The 20,115-nt window shown below is 46.9% G+C and carries 13 protein-coding genes; 6 read left to right on the top strand and 7 right to left on the bottom strand.

The window, feature by feature from the left end; translation table 11 throughout:
• Nucleotides 1-246 precede the first annotated feature (246 nt).
• Entirely contained in the window at nt 247-651 is a 405-nt protein-coding gene (locus tag MH144_RS10200; protein WP_239299540.1) for a hypothetical protein, read from the top strand.
• Nucleotides 652-681: 30 nt separating this feature from the next.
• On the top strand, nt 682-1,080 hold the full coding sequence (locus MH144_RS10195) for a hypothetical protein (RefSeq protein WP_239299539.1): 399 nt from the start codon (nt 682-684) through the stop codon (nt 1,078-1,080).
• 336 nt (nt 1,081-1,416) lie between these two features.
• Here the strand turns inward: MH144_RS10195 and MH144_RS10190 are convergent, their stop codons facing one another.
• From MH144_RS10190 to MH144_RS10170, 5 genes are all read right to left on the bottom strand, one after another.
• Entirely contained in the window at nt 1,417-2,295 is an 879-nt protein-coding gene (locus MH144_RS10190) for an amidohydrolase family protein (RefSeq protein WP_239299538.1), read from the bottom strand.
• Nucleotides 2,282-5,452 (bottom strand): GNAT family N-acetyltransferase, encoded by a 3,171-nt coding sequence (locus MH144_RS10185; protein ID WP_239299537.1) that lies wholly within the window; start codon nt 5,450-5,452, stop codon nt 2,282-2,284. The genes MH144_RS10190 and MH144_RS10185 overlap by 14 nt, the downstream gene beginning before the upstream one ends.
• A 367-nt stretch (nt 5,453-5,819) precedes the next feature.
• Nucleotides 5,820-6,086, bottom strand: a complete 267-nt coding sequence (locus tag MH144_RS10180; RefSeq protein ID WP_239299536.1) for an AbrB/MazE/SpoVT family DNA-binding domain-containing protein — start codon at nt 6,084-6,086, stop codon at nt 5,820-5,822.
• 218 nt (nt 6,087-6,304) lie between these two features.
• Entirely contained in the window at nt 6,305-7,513 is a 1,209-nt protein-coding gene (locus tag MH144_RS10175) for an MFS transporter (RefSeq protein ID WP_239300586.1), read from the bottom strand.
• 86 nt (nt 7,514-7,599) lie between these two features.
• Nucleotides 7,600-8,634 carry an ROK family protein gene (locus MH144_RS10170; RefSeq protein ID WP_239299535.1) on the bottom strand — a complete coding sequence of 345 codons (1,035 nt, stop codon included), beginning with the start codon at nt 8,632-8,634 and terminating at the stop codon, nt 7,600-7,602.
• Nucleotides 8,635-8,814: 180 nt separating this feature from the next.
• On the opposite strand from MH144_RS10170, the gene MH144_RS10165 reads away from it, so the two are divergent.
• The 4 genes from MH144_RS10165 (at nt 8,815) to MH144_RS10150 (ending at nt 12,052) form a co-directional block, all read left to right on the top strand.
• Nucleotides 8,815-9,159 carry a hypothetical protein gene (locus tag MH144_RS10165; RefSeq protein ID WP_239299533.1) on the top strand — a complete coding sequence of 115 codons (345 nt, stop codon included), beginning with the start codon at nt 8,815-8,817 and terminating at the stop codon, nt 9,157-9,159.
• 119 nt (nt 9,160-9,278) lie between these two features.
• Entirely contained in the window at nt 9,279-9,893 is a 615-nt protein-coding gene (locus MH144_RS10160) for a TetR/AcrR family transcriptional regulator (RefSeq protein ID WP_239299531.1), read from the top strand.
• Between the two features lie 157 nt (nt 9,894-10,050).
• Nucleotides 10,051-11,376 (top strand): metal-dependent hydrolase family protein, encoded by a 1,326-nt coding sequence (locus MH144_RS10155; protein WP_239299529.1) that lies wholly within the window; start codon nt 10,051-10,053, stop codon nt 11,374-11,376.
• A gap of 16 nt (nt 11,377-11,392) precedes the next feature.
• Complete coding sequence (locus MH144_RS10150; RefSeq protein WP_239299527.1) at nt 11,393-12,052, top strand: DUF554 family protein; 660 nt, start codon at nt 11,393-11,395, stop codon at nt 12,050-12,052.
• An 83-nt stretch (nt 12,053-12,135) separates the two neighbouring features.
• Here MH144_RS10150 and MH144_RS10145 read toward each other — a convergent pair whose 3' ends face one another.
• Both MH144_RS10145 and MH144_RS10140 read right to left on the bottom strand, forming a co-directional pair.
• Nucleotides 12,136-15,666 (bottom strand): S-layer homology domain-containing protein, encoded by a 3,531-nt coding sequence (locus MH144_RS10145; protein ID WP_239299525.1) that lies wholly within the window; start codon nt 15,664-15,666, stop codon nt 12,136-12,138.
• A gap of 638 nt (nt 15,667-16,304) precedes the next feature.
• Nucleotides 16,305-19,988, bottom strand: coding sequence for a DUF4832 domain-containing protein (locus MH144_RS10140; RefSeq protein ID WP_239299524.1), 3,684 nt, complete (start codon nt 19,986-19,988; stop codon nt 16,305-16,307).
• Between the last annotated feature and the right edge of the window lie 127 nt (nt 19,989-20,115).

The following is a 20,115-nucleotide window of genomic DNA, read 5'->3' as shown; positions in this document are numbered from 1 at the left end:
TACTTTATGTATTTTCTTTATATCGGTATGTATCTGTGAATTGTTCAGTGGTATACAACATTTGCAATGATGTTTTCATATTCGTGCAGTACCTCTGACGCCCTTTCCCTAGGATCTTTCTAGGACAAAGGAGACGGCAACCGATTAACAAAACTAGACTTTGGTTTAATACAAAATATGACATCACTTACGTATAATTAAAGAACTACATATTCATTAGGGAGAGAAATGAAATTGAAAACGAAGATGCCCACATTATTAAACGTCATACGCGCGCTGCTTGGGGTGCAGACGATCTACATCGGGATTTCCATGGGCTTTTTAATCTACGATATCCTGCTGCATAGTTCAGATTACGCCGCATTTCCGCTATCCGACCAGGTTGCCTATTTCACCAATGCAGGAATCCGCATCCTGCTGATCCTGGGTCCACCGATTCTGACCATGATATTCATTGCAAAAAGAAGATATAAATGGACCATGACCTTCATGAGTCTTACCTTTTTGTTCACTGCCGGACTGCTTCAGAATTTTCTAGTCGTTCTGCATTTGTTCATGCTGCTTGTACTCCTGCTCCACAAACCGAGCAAGATGTATCTCAAGCAGGAGGCTCATGTGCGGCAGTATTCCAAGCGGGATTTGCAAGTATAGATTAGTTGTGGAATGGAGTCTGTGAATTAAATGAAAATTCCAAAATGGTTTAATGCCTTTTACTCTCTACTCTGCCTCAAAGTTGTCTATGAAGGGTACTCCCTTTTGAAAGCAATCTCTATGTTTCTCAGCGGCACACTGGATAACGCTCCTGTTGTACTAGCGGATGCCATTACCCGGTTTATTTTGCTTGGCCTTCCCTCGATCTGGATCGTGGTTTGTATCGCTCAACGTAGGTACACCAGAACCATATTTGCGCTAATTTTGGCATTACTGCTCGGTATAGCCCTGCCACCCACCTGGGGGCAAACGCTATATCTATGTTCCATCCCATTCCTTCTGCTCCATAAGCCGAGCAAGGATTATTTAAAACGTCCCAAGGAAGAGCCGTCTGTCATTCGAATTCCTACCAAAAAGGCTCGTATGTAAATGAAATCTGATAACGCAACTTGACTCTCCCTGTGGCAGAAAAGTGCTCTTGTTCAGATGGGCTGGGGCTCCGATTGTTCTATAATGAGACTTGCTCAATTAGATCGGATCGGATCGGTTCTCTTACTGCTGACAGAGAAGAACATAGCTTTAAATGGAAAAGTGAAGAAGCTTGGTTAACGTTATAATAAATCCTTCTAGTTATAAAAGCTCCTGCCACATATGTGGCAGGAGCTTCTTTACGATCGATAACTTATAGTGTGCGATCATAGTGAACGCAAACGTCATATTCCGAATATTTATCATCTTATAAATATATTCCTTGAACCTTTCTTCTTAACCCAGCTGTGCAATTCGCTGCTCTATGCGCGGAAATAAACGGAAAGCATTCTCATAGAACACCTTCTCATGATGCTGCTCTGGCACAAGCCTGCGGATGAATTCGGCATACAGATCGATCGGCGCAAGCGGCCAGTCGGTTCCGAAGAGCATTTTCTCATAGTGATCGGAATATACCAGCGCCCGGCGGAAATGGTCCATGAACAGCGGTTCATTCATGAACCGTTCAAAATGGGGACGATCACCCACCACAAGGCCGGACAAATCGGCATATACGTTAGGATTCTTTGCCACCACTTCGGCGGCATCCATCACCCAGGGGTCACCCAAATGGCAGATCATAAAGTTCACCCCGCGCTGTTGATATGCTAGCTCATCCACAGTCAGCGGATGGGCATACTTCAGCAATCCATTCATGGAGTAGGTGTCCCCCGTATGAATCACGACGGGAATATTGTACTTGGCTGCCAGCTCATAGATCGGAGTATAAATCTTGTCATGGACATAGTAATGATAGTACCCCGCGTACAGCTTGATACCCGCTACCTCGGGAGCCTGCAGCCTTGCTTCAATGCGGTCCAGTTCTTCCTGCGCGTGTTCACCACCAAGCCGGTTCGGATTGACGCCTACGCATTCCATCAGAAAGGGCGGAACCGTTTCTTCCAGATCAAGTCCCATCGGGTTCGGTGAACTGGAGTCCGGAAAGGCTCCCTTGGTCTGCTCGGTTACTCCCATGCCAATACCGAGAATAACGTCGTTCTTGTCAAACTCTGCCTTGAGGCCAGCGGCAGAGTAATCGACCCGGGACAGATCGATCGCCGTTCGATGGAAGCTGTCAATGTCAGACAGATGAATGTGAATATCAATGATCGGCATGCGTGTTCTCCTTTTCAACAGTCGTGTTCCCAAAGGATAGCTTCAACAGGCTACGGACATCTTCCGCATGCAGAGGAATCTGCCCTAAGACCAGATAAGTTGGTTTCATCCAGACTGTTTCCCCGTTGGCTACCGGAAGATGTTGATGCACATTGTGGCTGAGTACCTGGTTGTTCACATATACCGACGGATTATGATTGGGATAGCCATCTACGGCATGAAGCATGTTTTTACGCGTAACCGCACCTATTCGCAAGAGTCCCTTCAATTGAAGACCTGCATCCACTTTCCCTAAGGAGAACCGTCCTTGCTCGGGATGTTCCACCCAACCTTCGGCAAAGATGGGTGACGGCTTGAAGAAATGATCTTCCGTAAGCGAGTAGTCCGCCAGCATCCATCCGGTCTCGTTCGTCACCGAATGCAGCGAGCAGAGAACTGGCACGCCAGGCAGCATAAGGTAACGCTGTTGTAGCGTGATCCCCCGATTCGCTTCCTGCTTCTCGATCCGGGTCGTCATGCAGATTCCTGTCCAGACGTTTCCGTGATCATCCTTCTGCTCCGTCCACTCTGCACTTCGGTGCTCCTGCTGACGGCTGAAACCATTCATGCCGGGGATTCCCACACCAAGCCCGCCGTACCAAGGATTCCACCAGGAACGCGGAGCAGCTTCCGGATACGAACTGTCCAGCCATTCCTCACCCTGATACGTTAAGGAATGCACAACACTTCCGAACCCGGGTGCTGCTGCGATCGTGAGAACTCCATTGCTCACCGTGTACACCGGACCTGCCTGCCCTTCTTCAATCACACAGTTAACCGCGGATTGCGTCTTCGGAAACCAGAGAGCGGTCCGTTCCTGAATCCGATCCTCTCCGCGATATACGGCTCGAATCTTCCAGCCATGTTCACTGTTTTCCTCTGCCACGGTTTCCTCAGGGGAGAACTCCAACTGTACAGAGCGAAGGTCCTGCTCCCGGTTTAATTCCATATCTGCAACTTTAAACTCTGATGCACCACCGTTCTGCGCATACAGCTCCAGATTTCCGGCTAGTGGTATCATTTTTCGCTCTACCAATTCTGCCTGCAGCTTTCCTCCGGCAAACGGATTGCCATTACCCAGAGCCAGTTCGAGATGTTCATCCAGCACAGGTACAATCAGATCGGGCTCTTTACGTGCAAAAGAACGGAAATCCTGCCATTTAACAAAGGTGTTCAACGCAAATACAGTCTTCTTGGTCTGCACAACAGCCCCTGCCGGCATCCGTCCAAGCTCATGTTCCAGCCCCAATGTATATTCTGGACGAAGCAGCTTCATCGAAGGGTCCCAATAGATACCACATGCTCCATACGCTTCCTTGCAGAAAAGCCAATTCTCCGTGATTTGTGCACTATCCCAATGGCCCGGATCACTAGAGTACGTATCACCCATGTCCACATACCGACCTTGATATGGCAGAATTAGCCGATTGCCGTAGAATCCGAAGTTGGTCATCAAACTCATATTCTCTTCCAGCTCTGTACTGCGCGTATTGATTATTTCGTGGTTAAATTCCGCAATGCCGCTGGCAAACAAATGGACCACAGACTTGATCTGCAACCCAGGAAAGTCCTCCGATTCATAGAGAGCTTCAAGAACCTGACGGTCCCCTTCGGGATAGATGTTGACTTCTCTGGCTTGTTTCTTGGAAAACTCCTCGGCAAACGGCTTACCCAGCTTCGGATAGGTCCACCAGAATGTGTGGTGAGAGCCCGGATATTCGATCCACATCGTATTATCTTGTCTGCTCATATGAAGGGAGAATGCGCCATTCACAGCTACCCATTGATCCCCGTGCTCTCCTCCATAACGCCCTTGGGTCCCCTTCATCAGGACGGAGAGTTTACTTGTGAAAACGACTGGCTGGTGACCTGCCGGAACAGCTGTCACTTCCACCTGCCTCGAATAAAGTCCATACGAGCGTAGGATAAAGGATACAGGTATCGAAGCTTTACCCTTCGCAGGCACGGTAACACGTACCGAAGGCTCTGTCCATTCCAGGAATTCATCCTCAGGCAGGTCAAAAGCAAACTCGGCGTCGGCATCATAATTGTTCTCCACGTTCAGAACCAGCTCTGCCGGGACGCCTGTGTACAGTTCCTTCACGGGCAGCACCAGGTTCAGCTTGGCTGGAAACTTCGGTGCAACGCCTATACGGAATTCCGCTTTCCTGCCGCCAATCAGCCATGTGCTGGCGACAACAGGGTGGGTCTTCATCAGGTTCTGTTCCTCTGTGACCGGGTCCAGATGGAACTCGCCTTCCACAATGATCGCCTCTCCCGGAGCCACTTCTCTTGTGGTGTCCAGAGCAAAGCGAATATTTTTGTTGTCCTGCCCCTTGATTTCGAACGTCAGCTCAGATGCTGAGCAGTTCTTGATTCGGTAGCGAACCTTGTATATGGAGCCAAACACCAGATCATGGTCGTCCATCTCTGTCGAGATTTCGTAATCTGGCGTTTCGAGCGCGGTCAAGCCTCGACCGGACTTCTCAAACTCGGCGCGCAGAGAGATGTCTCCCTTTTTCCAAGTGTAATCAAAGAAATCAAAGCCACACTCACGCCGGCCATCCGGCTCAATGACGAGTTCACGCGTACTGTCGGTATACCAATCCAGCACCTCGAAGTATGGAGCGAGCGCCTCGGTCTGCAAGACGGTCGGGATGAAGTTCATCAGGTGCACATTGTCCTCTTTTTTCTCCCAGAAGAAACCGCACTTCTTGTACATCGGCACGGCCTTGGTATTGCCTGCCCACGTGAATAGATCGAGGCGGGGCCACCCCGCTTCCACGGTTTTGCGAACGGCGTTCAGGATCAGATTGCGGCCGACCTTATGGCCATGATAATCGGGACGCACGTTCAATAACGGTACATACAGCGCACCTTCATCGAAACGGTAGTGGGCAAAGCTGCAAAAGCCAACCACTTCATGCTCATGAACCGCGAGAAACACATGCAAATTGGACGAACTCTCCATCTCCCGGCGCACGGTATCCTCCGTTCTCTGGTTCGTACCGCCTCCCCAGCTTTCATTGCTGCGGTTCCACATATCTGCGAGTGCGGCAGCGTAAGAGTGATCGTATTCGATAATGCGAATCTGTTCTAGATTTGAGGTGACTGCCATGTCTCTATCCCCTTTGCTTTATGTATAGGGTGGTCTTCGTGCTCGTTCGTGATGACCCGACCTTATCCGATAGCCTCAGAAATGATAGAGTACGTGTTTGCAGAAGCTATCGATAGTATGATCATACTATAAATGGGAAACATTTTCAGAGGATTAAAATCTTTCTTTTCACTAGGAGTGTCTACTAAATGCATTTAATCACCGGATAAATTCCAAATTCTATATCGAAACAATATAATTCGTTGCTTTATTAAAACTAGGTAAAACAAGAACAGAAGAGTTCGAAAATTCCTTTCGGGATAATAACAAAAAAAATCCACGTCATTGAGATGGACGTGAACTTAAGTATGGGATCTCATTTGGATACTCAAAGCAACTCGTTCCCTTCCGTGCCAAAGTCTATTTCATCATGTCGTTTATCCTCTTTCACTTTAGAGAGCAGAGTCTTTTGATGAGAGCGCAGTTCTTCATTGTAATTGGTCAGTTTGGTTTTTGGGCGCAACAACAATTCATTGTCTGCCGTCACTAAAATCTCAACTTCCGAACCTTCCTTCAGATTAAGACGTTTAAGTACTTGGTTAGGAATACAAATTGCGATATTATTTCCCCATTTTCTAAGTATGGCTGTAGTCATGTCAATCTCATACCTTTCGTTTGATAGTTGCTCCAATTATACCTCGCCCCGCGATATTCTCTATAAAACACCAAAAGTTGCATTGCATCCGTCTGTAAATTAAAAATTATAATTCTTCTACGGCTAGCTAAAATAATAGCATCATGTATCTCAGAATCAATAAATAAAAGAATCCCCGTTTAACTCCAACGAGGATTCCTATACCATAACAAGGATAACTAAATCAGTTCCTGCTTCCGTTTCAGATACACAAACAGCACCACGCCCGACGCCGCACAGATCACAGCGCACAAACCGATAAACCCATACCCTGCCTGCAGACCGCGAAGCAGCCCCAACGGAGTAGTTGCACCATACGCGTTCTTCACGCCTTCAATAACCCAACCAATCGCATAGTTACCAATGACGCTGCCGACCCCCATCAGGGTAACCGCAAATGTAATGGCGGTATCGCTTCCGTTTGGATACCTTTTCGCAATAAATGCCATCACGGTTGGATAGATCATCGCAATACCTGCACCAGACACGGCAAACAGGAACGCCAACCCCTCACCGCCCGCGATGGCCGCGAACGTACATACAGCTGAGTAAGCCGAGAAAACAATTAATGAAAGCACGAAACCAATTCGGTCCGTAAGTGGACCGAGCAGCAGACGCCCGAGTGAGAAGCTAAGGAAAAATGCAGACAGCATCCCCGAAGCCTTCACGGTGTCCCATGTATATGCCTTTTCCAGGAAGTTTACAAGCCAGCCGCCCACAGCCAGTTCGGATACCACGCCAAAAGAAAGAATCAGCACCATCATCCAGATGGCCGGATCACGTGTCAGCATTTTCAAAGAAACCCGGTCTTCATGCGGAAGATCATCTCCCGGAAACGTACTGAGCATTGCCGCAATAATCGGCAATAAACACAAGGACAACATGACCAGATACATGCCGCGCCAGTCCAGTTCATGTCCAAATACCGTCAGTGACATGACTCCCGTTGCCAGCAGCGGAGCTACGGTAGAACTCAGACCATAGAAGAAATGGGACAGGTTCATCATTGTGCCTGTATTCTTCACAAAAATCCGAGCACCCAGTATCGCCAGCGCAATCTCCAGCATGCCGTTACCGATGTACATGAAGAAATACGATGAAGCAAAGAGCGGATATGTATGGGATAAATAAATGAACACACCCGAGAGAATCATGGAGGCAAAGGAGATGATGCTAACTGCCTTGATGCCCCATTTGCGGACAAGGATAGCCGTGAATGAACAAGCGATCAGGTACCCCAATGCGTTCAGGGATAACAACGTTCCGAGCTGCTTCTCGTCCAGATTGAAGTCGAATTGAATGCGCGGAATCGCCGGGCCTTTAATATTTTCCGATATGCCAAACACAATAAAACCAATAAAGATGGTCGCCAGCTGCATGGCATACATCTTATTAAACTTCTTTTTACTTGCTTGCTGCTCCAAAATGAGTACCTCCTGTTGTATAAGACAAATAACGATTCGTCACATATGATCTACCACTTTTTCTCAATTAACTGGATGCGATAGGTTAAGCTCTCCAACGTGACAGCCACCAGGCCGGTAACATATTCACGTCGTGTGTCATTTTGAATCATGACTTGTGGCATGTGCTCCTGTGGAATGGTTTGCAGGCAACCCTGGATCAGATTGTGCTTCATGCCAGCGTCCATCGTGTCTCCTGTAATGACGATCGCTGCCGGGTTAATAATGACAATGATGGATACTAGCGTTTTGACCACCAGCTGATGCAGTCCTTCCGGAGTTTGCAGCAGCCGAAGCTGTTCTTCGGCTGACACCCCAAAAGGCAGGTAAGATACCTCTCCGCTAAAATGCGTGTTCCCTTTCAAAGGGTGACCATCAATGATGAAACCTGCCCCGGGAAAATGATTTTTTGGAAAAGTGACCACCGCAAAGTTTTTCTTTTCCTCAAAATGCTGCTCGTTGTACAGTCCGTACACCGTCAGATTCATGTCATTGTCAATGATAACTTCCACGTCATCGAATCGCTCCTTGAGCTTCGGCCCCAGCGGCTGACCTGCCAGACCTGGCACATCACAAATGCCTATCATTCCGTTGTGGGCCACCCCCGGTATACCAATCCCGATCGCCTGAACATTGTTGTACTTTTCAATCAAGGCTGCAATCAGATCCTCCACCGTAGCCACGGTTATCTCATCCAGAACAAGCGTCTGTTCATCCTTTATCTCGCCATTCAGATTGGCCTGAAGATGCGTGATCGAGTGAACACCGCCCTCTGTTCGAATAAACACGCATAGCACGCCGGCATAGTCCGCATTGAATTGATATCTGCTCGCAGGTCTCCCCCCGCTTGATTCATCCGGGCCCAGATCGATAATCTCTCCCGTCTGGAGCAGCTCGTTGAGGATCGTGCCGCAGGTAGCAACACTGAGTTTTGTCAGATTCGCAAGGGAAGACTTCGTTCCCACGCCCGTTGATCTAAGCGTGTTCTTCACCAGCTCCACATTAATTCGCTTCACCTGCTGGGTGTTGTGTGATGTAGGCTGCATTTAGAATTCAACCCTCCTTTCAATTGATTTATCATTCAAAAAAATGTTTTTAAAAGTATTTTAATAATTGAAGTTTAGGGGGACACAACGCGAAAGTCAATGCTTAATTGAAAGCGGGAACATTATTATTGATACTCGAGATGTTTAGCCATAGTATGTTCTCAAAGGAGGTCAAGGATTATGAGAATAAAACGACTACTTATTATAAGCTTCACCATCTTGGTTGGCTTATTATTGCTGAGTGAATTATTCATATGGTCTTCGGGGAGAATTGGATTGATTAACACGGCAAACAGAATCATTTCAAGTGCACCTAATGTAGAAATTCTAGGCAAGAGATTATCTTACCAAGGAACAGTGAGTTTTGAAGATACACATAGTCTTGAACGATATACATTAAGTGACGAGGGCACAGCCTTGTACAAAGCAAAAGGTACTCCAGTACCACCACCATGGATTTATGTTAAAAAAGATGGAAACAACTTTTTTCGATATAAAATTCCACAGATCCCTTGGCGCATGTGACATTCCAACCCGATCGCAGAAACGTATCTTTCAGGATCTTCTCGTCCCTGTTGACAAACCCACTAAATAAGAATAACCTAATAACGAATCACTCATTCATTATTAAGGAGTCGTTCTCAATGGTGCAAGCCAAGAAAGACGAAGTCAGGAAAGAAATTGAATACGCAGCGCTGAAGGTGTTCTACGAGAAAGGCTTTATCGATGCCAAAATGAGCGATATTGCGAACGAAATCAATATTTCCGTAGGCAATATCTATACGTATTTCAAAAACAAAAAGGATCTGTTCTACGCAGTCGTGCCGCCCGATCTGGTAAATTATCTAAAAAAAGTGCTGGTCGATACCATTCACTTCGATAACCAGAACTTGTTCGAGGCGGAAACGGATAGCGAAAGGAAATCAGCACTGTTACAGGAACAGATTGATGTATTACGCAAATACCGGAACCAGGTCATCATCATTTTCGAAAAGAACAAAGGAACGATCTACACCAACGCCAAGAACGAGCTCGTAGAGACCATGGTCGAAACCAAAAAGGCCTATCTCAAAAAGCAGTACAAGCATTATGAGATCGGAATGGAAGAAAACCTGATCATGCTCGATATTCTCGCGCACAATGTGATCGACATGAACCTGGATTTGTTGAAACGGGACATGAGCGAGGACAGCCGCAAGCAGATTTTTGAAGCGTTATATGTATACCGGTTATACGGCATGAAGAGTTTGAGTGAATAAGCTATATGCCTAGCTGGCACAGCGTGCAGATCAGGTCAAAAAACGTCTTGGTCCGCACGCAAAAAAATGCCTGATCCACCCCCCTTATTTTTTTGATTCAAAAATGAATGATTAATTCAATTTTAAATTCTATACTTATTTCAAGGAGGAACACCCAATGACGAAAACAGCTTATGCATTAAAGAACTGCCATCTGATTCATGGAGACCTTAATCGCAATCTGGAGAAAAACATGACTGTACTGGTCAATGAGCAAGGGCTGATTCAGGGAATTGGAAAATCAAGTGAACAGGCCATTCCGAACCACTATGAGGTCATCGACCTATCGGGAAAATACGTAATGCCTGGCTTAATCAATGCTCACGTTCATCTCTTTGCAGATGGTAAGCCATTCAGTCTGTCTGTCAGCGAAGGCATGCTGCAATTCGCATATGATCGGATCCTGAACACGAAATTCGGCAAGAACGTTCTAAAAAAACGAATGAAACGCAATGCGTTGACCGCACTCCACGCAGGCGTAACCACGATGCGCAGTGTCGGTGAATTCTTCTATACCGATGTAAAATTGCGGGATGAGATTAATAACGGTGATTTCGTTGGTCCCAATCTGCTTGTTTCTGGATTTTTCCTAAGCGTAACGGGAGGACATGGTGCTCCTTTCCTTGCTCTCGTTGGGGACTCCCCTTGGGAAGCTCGAAAGAATGTACGCATCAATGTGAAGAACGGCGTGGATCTCATCAAAATCTGCGTGACTGGCGGCGTGACGGATGCCAAAATGGTCGGCGAAGCAGGCCGTTTGCAGATGACGGTGGAAGAAGTTGCCGCGATCTGCGATGAAGCCCACAAAATCGGGTTGCGGGTGGCAGCTCACGTGGAAAGCACGGAAGGTGTCAGAGTCGCATTAAAAGGCGGCGTCGATACCATTGAGCACGGCTCCGAGATGGATGATGAGATTATCAGCCTGTTCAAAAACAATCCAAATGCCCTAAACGGCTATACTGCGCTTATTCCTACCTTTCTGGCTGCTTATCCCTCTGCTCTGCTCGATACCAGCGTAACGAAGGTGAGTGCAACCGTGAAAGAAAACGCCAGACTCGTGTATACATCCATGTTAAAAGGTGCCCAGCAGGCCATCGACAACGGCATTACCATCGGTCTTGGCACCGATGCCGCCATGTCGTATGTGACTCACTATGACATGTGGAGAGAGATGGACTATTACATCAAACAGACGAATCTTAACAACAAGCAGCTGATCGATATGGTGACCCGAACCAACGCGAAGATCCTCGGCATTGAAGACGTTACAGGTACGGTCGATATTGGAAAACAGGCAGATCTGATCGTGCTGGACCAAAGCCCGCTGGAAAACATTGAAGCACTATCCGATGTACGGATGGTCATGGTCAAAGGAAATCTAATTCAAACACCATCTGTGAAGAGAATACAGCAAGTAGACGATGTTCTAAACTCGGTTTGGTGAATTCAGGAGTGAAATCATGTTAGGAATATTAGTCAATTGCTTTTCCATTGTATTCGGAAGTACCCTTGGAGCGATAACCAAAAAGTTTGTAAATGACGGATATAAAGCCATCTTGTATCAAGTCATCGGGATCAGTGCAATCATCATTGGCATTAGCACAACCATCAACAGCATCACCACCAGCCAATATCAGGTCATGTTTGTTATTTTTCTTACGGTAGGCGGCATTATCGGTCAACTGATTAATTTCGACCAGATCTTGTCCAAGATCATGACCCGCTTCTCATCCAATGGACTGAACGAAGGATTAACGGTTGCGATCTCTTTATTATGCTTAGGGTCGATACCGATTCTCGGACCGCTGCAAAGCGCACTTCAGGGAGATAACACGTTTTTGCAGATCAACACCATTTTCTCGGGCATTACGGCCTTAATTCTGGCTTCCTCCTTCGGCTTTGGCATCATGTTTTCAGCGATTATTTTATTTGTCATTGAAGCTCTGGTCTTCTTCTCGGCTGACTTTATCTCCGTGTACATGACGGCCAACATCATTAACGAAATCACGTTGATTGGTGGTATTCTGGCGCTCTGCACCGGATTGAACGTCCTAAAGATTACAGATATCAAAGTATTGAATCTGCTGCCGGCCTTATTTATTCCCATATTGGTGCTATAAAAGATTGAATCAACTAAAAAAGAGAGGAGCGCCACTTCATGGCACTCCTCTCTTTGTTTTTGAGCAACACATTTCTTTATATTTTACAGGTACATCGCGAGCAGCAATTTGTAAATCATCGCCGTTGCTTCCGCACGGGTGGTCATATTCTCCGCACGAACCGTATTGTCCGTATACCCATTAATAATATTAGCTTGTACAGCTGCATCCATGGCTTCCTGTGCCCAAGCCGGCGTTTGTGCTGCATCGGTGAAGCTTGGTTTGGCATTCTCACCGTTCGTTCCTGCCTGCACATCACTCAACTTCAATGCTTTTGCCATCATCACAGCCATCTCGGCACGGGTAATGGTGCGATCCGGCTTGAATGTATTATCTCCATAGCCTGTCACTATACCGGCTTGCACGGCAGCTGCAATCTCGGACTTCGCCCATGCAGGTACAGCTTCCTCATCTACAAATGAAGTCGTAGGCGCTACCGTTTGGAGAGCCAACGCTTTGCTAAGCAATGTGACAAACTCAGCTCTTGTAATCTCCTTGGACGGTTGGAATGTTCCATCTGCATACCCTTGGATGACGTTCATGCCCATCAGACGATCCGCATAATCAGATGCCCAGTGTCCATTTAGATCCGTCAAGTTCGCAGGTGTGTAACTGGACACAACAAAGGTACCCAGGTGATTCACATTCGCCGTAATGGTTCCAGCAGCATTCGTTTCCCCACCGACAAAAACCCAGCTCTGACGAGCTTCGTTATAATAATAGATTGCTGGCTTCGTTCCACTTATCAAACCTGCCGGATAATAATTCAGACTCAACTCTGCCTGATGGTTCAATGTCCGTCCGCCTGTGCGGCTAATCTGTACCGCTTGACCCAGCACGTTCAGTGTAGCTGTATTCTGCAGTTTGTCCTGTGCGATCACGGACAGCTGTATAGTATCTTTTTCCACTACAGCTCCAGCCGGAGCGTTGAATTCTACCACGTCTTTAATCCCCGTCTGTATAGGCTGATTCGCTTCCACTTCAACCTTCACTTCAGTGGATGAATTCGATCCTGTTTCCGGAGTGGATGGTGTTGTAGGAACGGTAGGCGTTGTTGGTACACTTGGCGTGCTTCCTCCGGAATTGCCACCGGAACTGCCTCCATTACCGCCACCTGATCCACCGCCATTGTTCGAACTGGCTTGTACCGTAATGGTACGTGTGACTTCTGCTGCTGCATTGCCAGCGATATCTTTTACGTTATAACGAATCGTATAGATTCCGGCTGCTTGTGTGTTCACAGTGCCTTCCATCTGCACGGAACCGCTGATCCCCACATTGTCGGATGCCAATGCTCCAGGTTCACTGTAGGTATCCCCCACGTTCAGTGTCATCTGACTGCTGCCTTGCAGTGTAATGACCGGAATTTCGCGGTCGATTTTGACAACCACCGGTAAAGTATACTCACTGTTCAGATCGTCTGTAGCTCGGAACAACAGGCTGTGCTCTCCAGGCTCAGCAATCTCCAGAGGCGTATTCTCGGTATAAAGGTCATACGTTTGACCTCCATCACGGGACAGCTCAATGGTCGCCGAAGTGGCCGGTGCATAAACCGCGCTGGTTACACTAACGATTACAGACTGATTCGTCCATGTATCCGTATGGTACGGCTGGCCGTCTGTGGTCGTCATATTGCTTTTCAGTACCAGAACCTGATTATTAGCACCCTCAACGATGACAGTGAAAACTTTCGTTTGAGTTTCGCTGCCGCGTTGTACCGTTGCCGTCAGTTCCAATCGTTCATTGTTATTCGGTTGTGTCAGCAGCTTGCCTTGATTATCGATCAATTCCGGATTGGAACTGGACCAAGTAATTGTCGCTCCATGTTTCCCTTCAACAGGAAGAGTGAGGTCGGAAGTGACTGCGTTCAGATCTCCCAGATCAATCGCCTGGATTGTGTCGTTTACCGCCTGCACATCACTATAAGGTGCCGCGTTCACGAAGATCGGATTGGAGTAGAACCACAAATCCCGATAGTTGCTGTCATTAATTTGGTTGAAACGCGTTTCTGCATCAGAAGTTGTGTTCTTCGGATCCAGCTGTGGTTCACCATTCACCGTCTCGCCCGGAACGTTCATATCCAGATTTGTTCCACGCAGGCGGAAATACTGATCCTGATCCGTCGCTTTGATCTTATATGTGATAACATTGTAGCCTTCGGCATCTGTCGTCCAATCGTCCGATGTGAAGGTAGCCAGCACGCGTGTGGAATCATTGGTATCCTTGTTATATGCGGCTGTGCCCTTCTCGGCCTTGCCTGTCACATCCCCTGCGATTAGGTCAACGTGATCGACCACAGGCACCTGGCCTGCGGATGTGCCGCTGTTGATTGGTGTTTCATAGTTGTTGCTCGTGGTTGGACTCTTGAAACGGATCTTCAGCTCCACTTCATCGCCCTGAGTCACGTTCAGTTCGTCACCCATTTCAGCCTGAGCGCCTGCTCCGGATGCGGTGAAATCCAGGGCGTTGATCAGATCACCGAATACGGAAAAGGATTTTCCTGAACGAAGGCCCTCCAGTACCGCCTGCATTCCGCTGCCCTCAATCCACGCGTAAGTCTTGGCATATTCCCCAGGGAAGTAACCACTGGAATTCGTGCCAATTGTCTTGAAATGGTAATCCGAGTTACCATAGTTCCAGAAGTGGCGCCCTTCACCCAGCAGTGCGTCCCACAATCCGCCAACTTTGGCTACCATGTAGTCTACCCCGCCATATGTACGGTATTTGTACCCATCGTCTGCCGTCGGATTAGATACATTGTAGGTTGTGTTATACCCGCCGCGATCCGGTTCCATCTGGTTACCCAGCATACCTTCGATACCGAATACCACCTGCGGTGCCAGATCGTTGAAATCGCGGAAGTCCGCAATCGTATATTTATTTTTGCCACGCGAAGGATGGTTGATCATCGCATAGCTCGTTGTTGGATAGTTGGTTTTCAGCCAGTTAATGGCAGTTAAAGCATCCTGGTGTGTCGTATAGGCACGTCCACCTTCCTGATCCCAGGCTGCTACGTCTGTTTGATCAAACAGATTCGGATCGCGATTGGTAAACCGATATTCGAATTCTTTGGCAGCTTCCAGAGCTTCGGTCGAATTCGGCTCATCTGTGAGAATCCCCACTCCGACGTGTTCATGCGTCGGCATGTCCCATTCGAAGCCGGAGAAGATCGTTTTGCCTGCATATTTGCCTTGCTCCTGTAGTGCCTTGATCTGTGGTACCTGATATTCATTCATCCCCACGGACATTGGAATGGATCCACCCGGAATTTCATTTCCGTTGTGATCCCGCTTGGATAACCGCAAATGATCCGTCAGCGCGATCCAGTCCAGCCCATATTGTATCAACCCCGCATCCAGGACGTTCTCCAGCGAATTCTGCGCATCGTCCGATTCAAATGTATGTACATGCAAATCCCCCGTTTGCCATGAGCCTGCAGCCGTGCTGTTGACTGGCGTGTTATCTCCCGCAGCTGCATGAGTAATTGGCGCAGGAAAAACTCCCATGACCATCCCTGTAGCCAGGGGTATCAGAGTAAGCATAGCAAGCATTTTCTTTCCTTTTTTGTTGAACAACCTGATCCCTCCACCCGTTCTGTGTTGTAGTGCCGGGAGTAAATATATGAGACTTTGAGGGCAGGGTCAACGCAATGAAAGCGCCTATTAAAAATTTTACATAGAGCTGCATTCGTTTACGTTCTATTAAAGCTTTCTTTTGCTGTATCCATATATTATATCCTCTCTCTATCTCACATTTTATACGTAGATTTAATTGAAGCAGGGTTCGCTCCAGCTCCTTGCAAAGTTCAAACTTTGTTCACCATTCAGGAAACTTTCACCACTCTTGTGGATGACAGGAAGAGCTTTGTGAGTATTCCATGATAGATGGGATCAAGCTGAAGAATTATGTAAAAATCGTCATGTGAACATGACTCTAAACACTGTAATACCTACCACCTATTTCAAAGATATTTATGCGCTCTACATCCCACCGATACTTGGATTAAAGCATCATTTGACTTAAGTTTTACATCTCCTGTTATGTAAAAAGATTGTTAATGGGATGTAAAACACATACATGTCCTGATATCAAAGACAATACAGAAATAAAAAAAGACGGACCATGGAATGTACAGACCGCTTTGATTAACTTTCAGCCGTCTGTTTCAACATTTATGATCCATCTACCTATTGTTCACGCTGATAGGTTAATGTTAGCTAATGGGTGTCACACTGACATTATCGTAAAACCATTTGCCCCCGCCGTTACCTAATCCCGCGTATCCGGCCAAATACGTAGAGTCATTTACGTCAATGATCGGCGTCTCCTGCCCATCAATGTATACTTTAATATTGCTTCCTGTAGTAACAACCTTCATGTGGTGGTACTCCGTCATATTCGTCATGGCTGCAGAAACACTCGCAAGCGTGGTAACGGTTGATCCAGCTTTCTGCAAACGAACATCTCCCGTGCTCGTAAAGGATACAAAATATCCAGTGTTGTTAGCCGAATGACTTGGATTTTGTTTTCTGAACATAAAGGAAGCCCAGCTGGATCCGTTATCCGATTTGAGATCGACTTCATAGGTAGCATCATACCAGACTCTATCCTTAATTGCCGATGAATACCTCCACGAAGTACTGTTGGACCCAGCGGACTGAATATATTCCCCGCCGCTTGCCGTCCATGTTCCGGTACCCGAAATCCAGTTCGAGCTGCCATTCGTGAAATCATCATTAAAATCCCCTGCTGAGGTGATCAGCATTGTCATATTTACAGTAGTGGATTGAGCTCCGACCACTTCTACTCCTGAAGATGATATTGTGTCATACCCTTCTTTGTCTACTGTCACCGTATAATCATTTCCTACTGGCACATCAAAAATTTTATACACGCCGATTGCGTCTGTTGTCCCTGTGAATAATTCTTCCTCGATTGCCACACTTACTTCTGCACCTTGCACCATCCGTCCAAAGTTATCCTTGATCTGTCCAGTTACCGTACCCGTGCCAGAGGTCTGTTCGACAACAAATTGAAACTCATTGCTGGTTACACCATTCAAAGTAGCTGTTAATGTACCTTGTCCCTGATTGATCGGAACTAGCTTATTGCCTGCAATCGTGGCATGTGACTGTCCAGAAACGAGGGACCAGGTGACCGGCATGCCAACCATCGCATTGTGGGCACGGCCGAATTGATCTTCAACTTGGATACTCAACTGATCCAGATTAAACGGCTCGCCGCTGTCTGCATAGACAACCGGATTGGAACCTGCCACCGTTACGGTAGATACATGAGCCGGCTCTGTTTGCGCTGTACTGTTCGCGCTGTAATAACGAAGGGAGATATCCTTCGCAGGGCTGTCAAAATAAGAAGGATCGATGGTGATGCTTTCCGGTTCTTGACCTACCCCCATATAACCCATTGGAGCGTAGCCGCCTTTTTTGTAGTTCTGAATGGCAAAGCGCAAGCTCGGCACATCGCCAGCCGGATCAAGCACGGCAAGCTGGATCATATAGTCCTTGTTCGATGGGATGCCTGATGGCAGATTAAATGAATTCGCTATCGTATATACTTCAGGTGCTGTCGCATAATCAAGCACCGATTGACTCCAATTTCCTGTCTGGTACTTATTCCATGCGGTATATCCCTCACCCGGCAGCCACTCTCGTGTATCAACGTTCTTGAATGTATCGCTCCAAATCACTTCATTGGTTTGAGGATCCTTCAAGCTCACTTGTACCGGCCAATTATAGTACATCGGAGCTGCTCCCGTATTTTTCACCTTAAACTGTACGGAAAATGGTTGCCCGGGATCGACCTGCTTCGGATAGTTGAATTCCGTGATTACATATCTGTACCCAAAAGCCTTCTGGATCGCTTCTGCACCGGCGTCCAATTGCTCCTTATTTTCGTAATAGGCTGGCAATCCAGGATAACCTGGATCATTACGGTAGGTATACTCCCCGATCCACGTGAGATAGGTCGCATGAACGTTTCGAATCATATTCGCGGCGTTGTTGGCATGTTCCATCATCGTCAAATGCGGGTTGGTCCCGAGCAGATCTGCGCCATTATAATCATAGGCTGTCTCTCCCCCGACCTCTTGTTTCTTCCAATTTGAAATGGTTTTCATGTTGGCAATGGAGTCATTGTATTGCCCAAAGGAAAACGGATCGTGTCCCTCATATCTTACCTCGACCTTCTTATTCGGAAAATACTGGTGGAAGTACGCGTCAATATTAGCAGGCACACCTGTCCCATGCTGCTCTCCCCATGTACCGTATATTCCCATTTGCACATAAGCAACTCGGGGATCGTTATCCCATAAAGCTCCCAAACGCTGAATCAATCGCTTTAATCGCTTATCGAAATTGTCACTCGTAAAATCGTTAGCTCTCATATCTGCAGGCCAATGGTTGCCTTCCAGGCCAAAGAAAGGGTCTTCCGGGAACTTCAAGTAAACGCGCGGGATAACTTTCATATTATAGTCTTCATAGGAGACCCAGTTACCGTTGGTATCTTTCCCTCTCCATCTTTCGTTGGAATACTGAACGATCTTGTCGATCGTATCGTCAACATCATCTTCAAGTACATCCCATGGGATATAAGTCATGGCCAAAGAAGCCCAGGGCATGTAGTCTAATGGCCATTCCTGTGCAAGATTAACTCGAAAATCCTTCGTTGCCATTCCCATTAAAGGGTTTTGAATGGCGCCTGTAAATTCTTCAGGGCTTATAATCGCTCTTCCTTCATCAGGTATGGTAGGAGACTCGGTCGGCCCGGTATAGGAGCTGTCATAATAGACTTCTATTTCAGAGAGGGCTGCCCTTGTATCCGACAAGGTGGTCATCGGTCTGTTCTTTGTTGTATTGATTCTTACATATCTGGCATCGACTGAATCAAACCAATACGAATTAAGCGAAATTTTGGGTCTCAGAATATCATTTACCGTCTTTACCATGGTCCAGTTTATCTCATCTGTAGAGACTTCAATCGTCAAATCTACGGGATACCCTTCTCCAACAATTCCATTTCTCCCGCGATGATCCGACAACCAATTGATGGCAAAGAGATCAACCCGGTTAAATTGACGGCTTGAACCCAAGTCGACTTGAACCCATTGGTTATTTCCTGGCTCGCTAACCCAGCCCATGTTTGAGCCATCAATGCTTCTCTCTTCCCCGTCTGTTAGGTTAGTTGCCCCCCATCCTGTCCCCACCATGGTAGAGGAAGCCGTTACCGTTTGATTCAAAGCATAGTTCGAGGATGGAGGTGCGAAGATGGAGATTTCATCTCCCCAAATTAGAGTTCCACCGTAGTAGGCGGTTACCTTCGGCCAATCAACAAAATCGGATGAACTTGGATTATAGGAGTAATCGTCACTTTGGATAAAGCTTTGGCTTACATTTTTATTAATAGTGACTTCGAATTCTATGGCTGATCCTGCTTCCAGCGTGCCGGCAAATTCATCAAAACCCACTTCGAAATAATAATCGGCATTGGCTGCAGCACTCGGAAGCTTTGTGAACGTTCCAAGAGCAGAATTACGAATGCTTGCGTTGGAAGAGTCAATTCGATAGCTCAGCACATTTGATCCATTGCTCGTAAAATAGTACCTGATCTTTGTGTTTTCTAGAGGTAATGTAGCTGTCCCTGTATTCGTTAATTTGAAAATCGGCTGCAATGTCCCTGTGCTTTCCGTACGGTCTGCGTTATACATCTGGACACTCAAAGAAGGATCCACACTCATCAAGCTTATCTGAGATGCTGAGGAGTCCTCCGTATCTTCGGCTGCCAAAGCTGCTACAGGATTTGCCTGAAGTAACCCTGCAACGATAAGAACACCTACCATAAGCACGCTGGTCCATTTTCTCCAGTTTAATAACGCTCGCATAAGTTCCCCTTCCCGATAAGAAATGCCTCATCCTATCATGAAATTTGTTTTTCACCTACTTTGAACACGCTTACATTTTATAACAACCTACATATCTCCTTTTTTTCATTTCCGCTGGCCTCACCTC

Source organism: Paenibacillus sp. ACRRY, assembly GCF_022346995.1.
Taxonomy (GTDB): Bacteria; Bacillota; Bacilli; order Paenibacillales; family Paenibacillaceae; genus Paenibacillus.
Note: the sequence above shows the minus strand (reverse complement) of the source record. Positions and strands in the feature narration are given on the sequence as shown.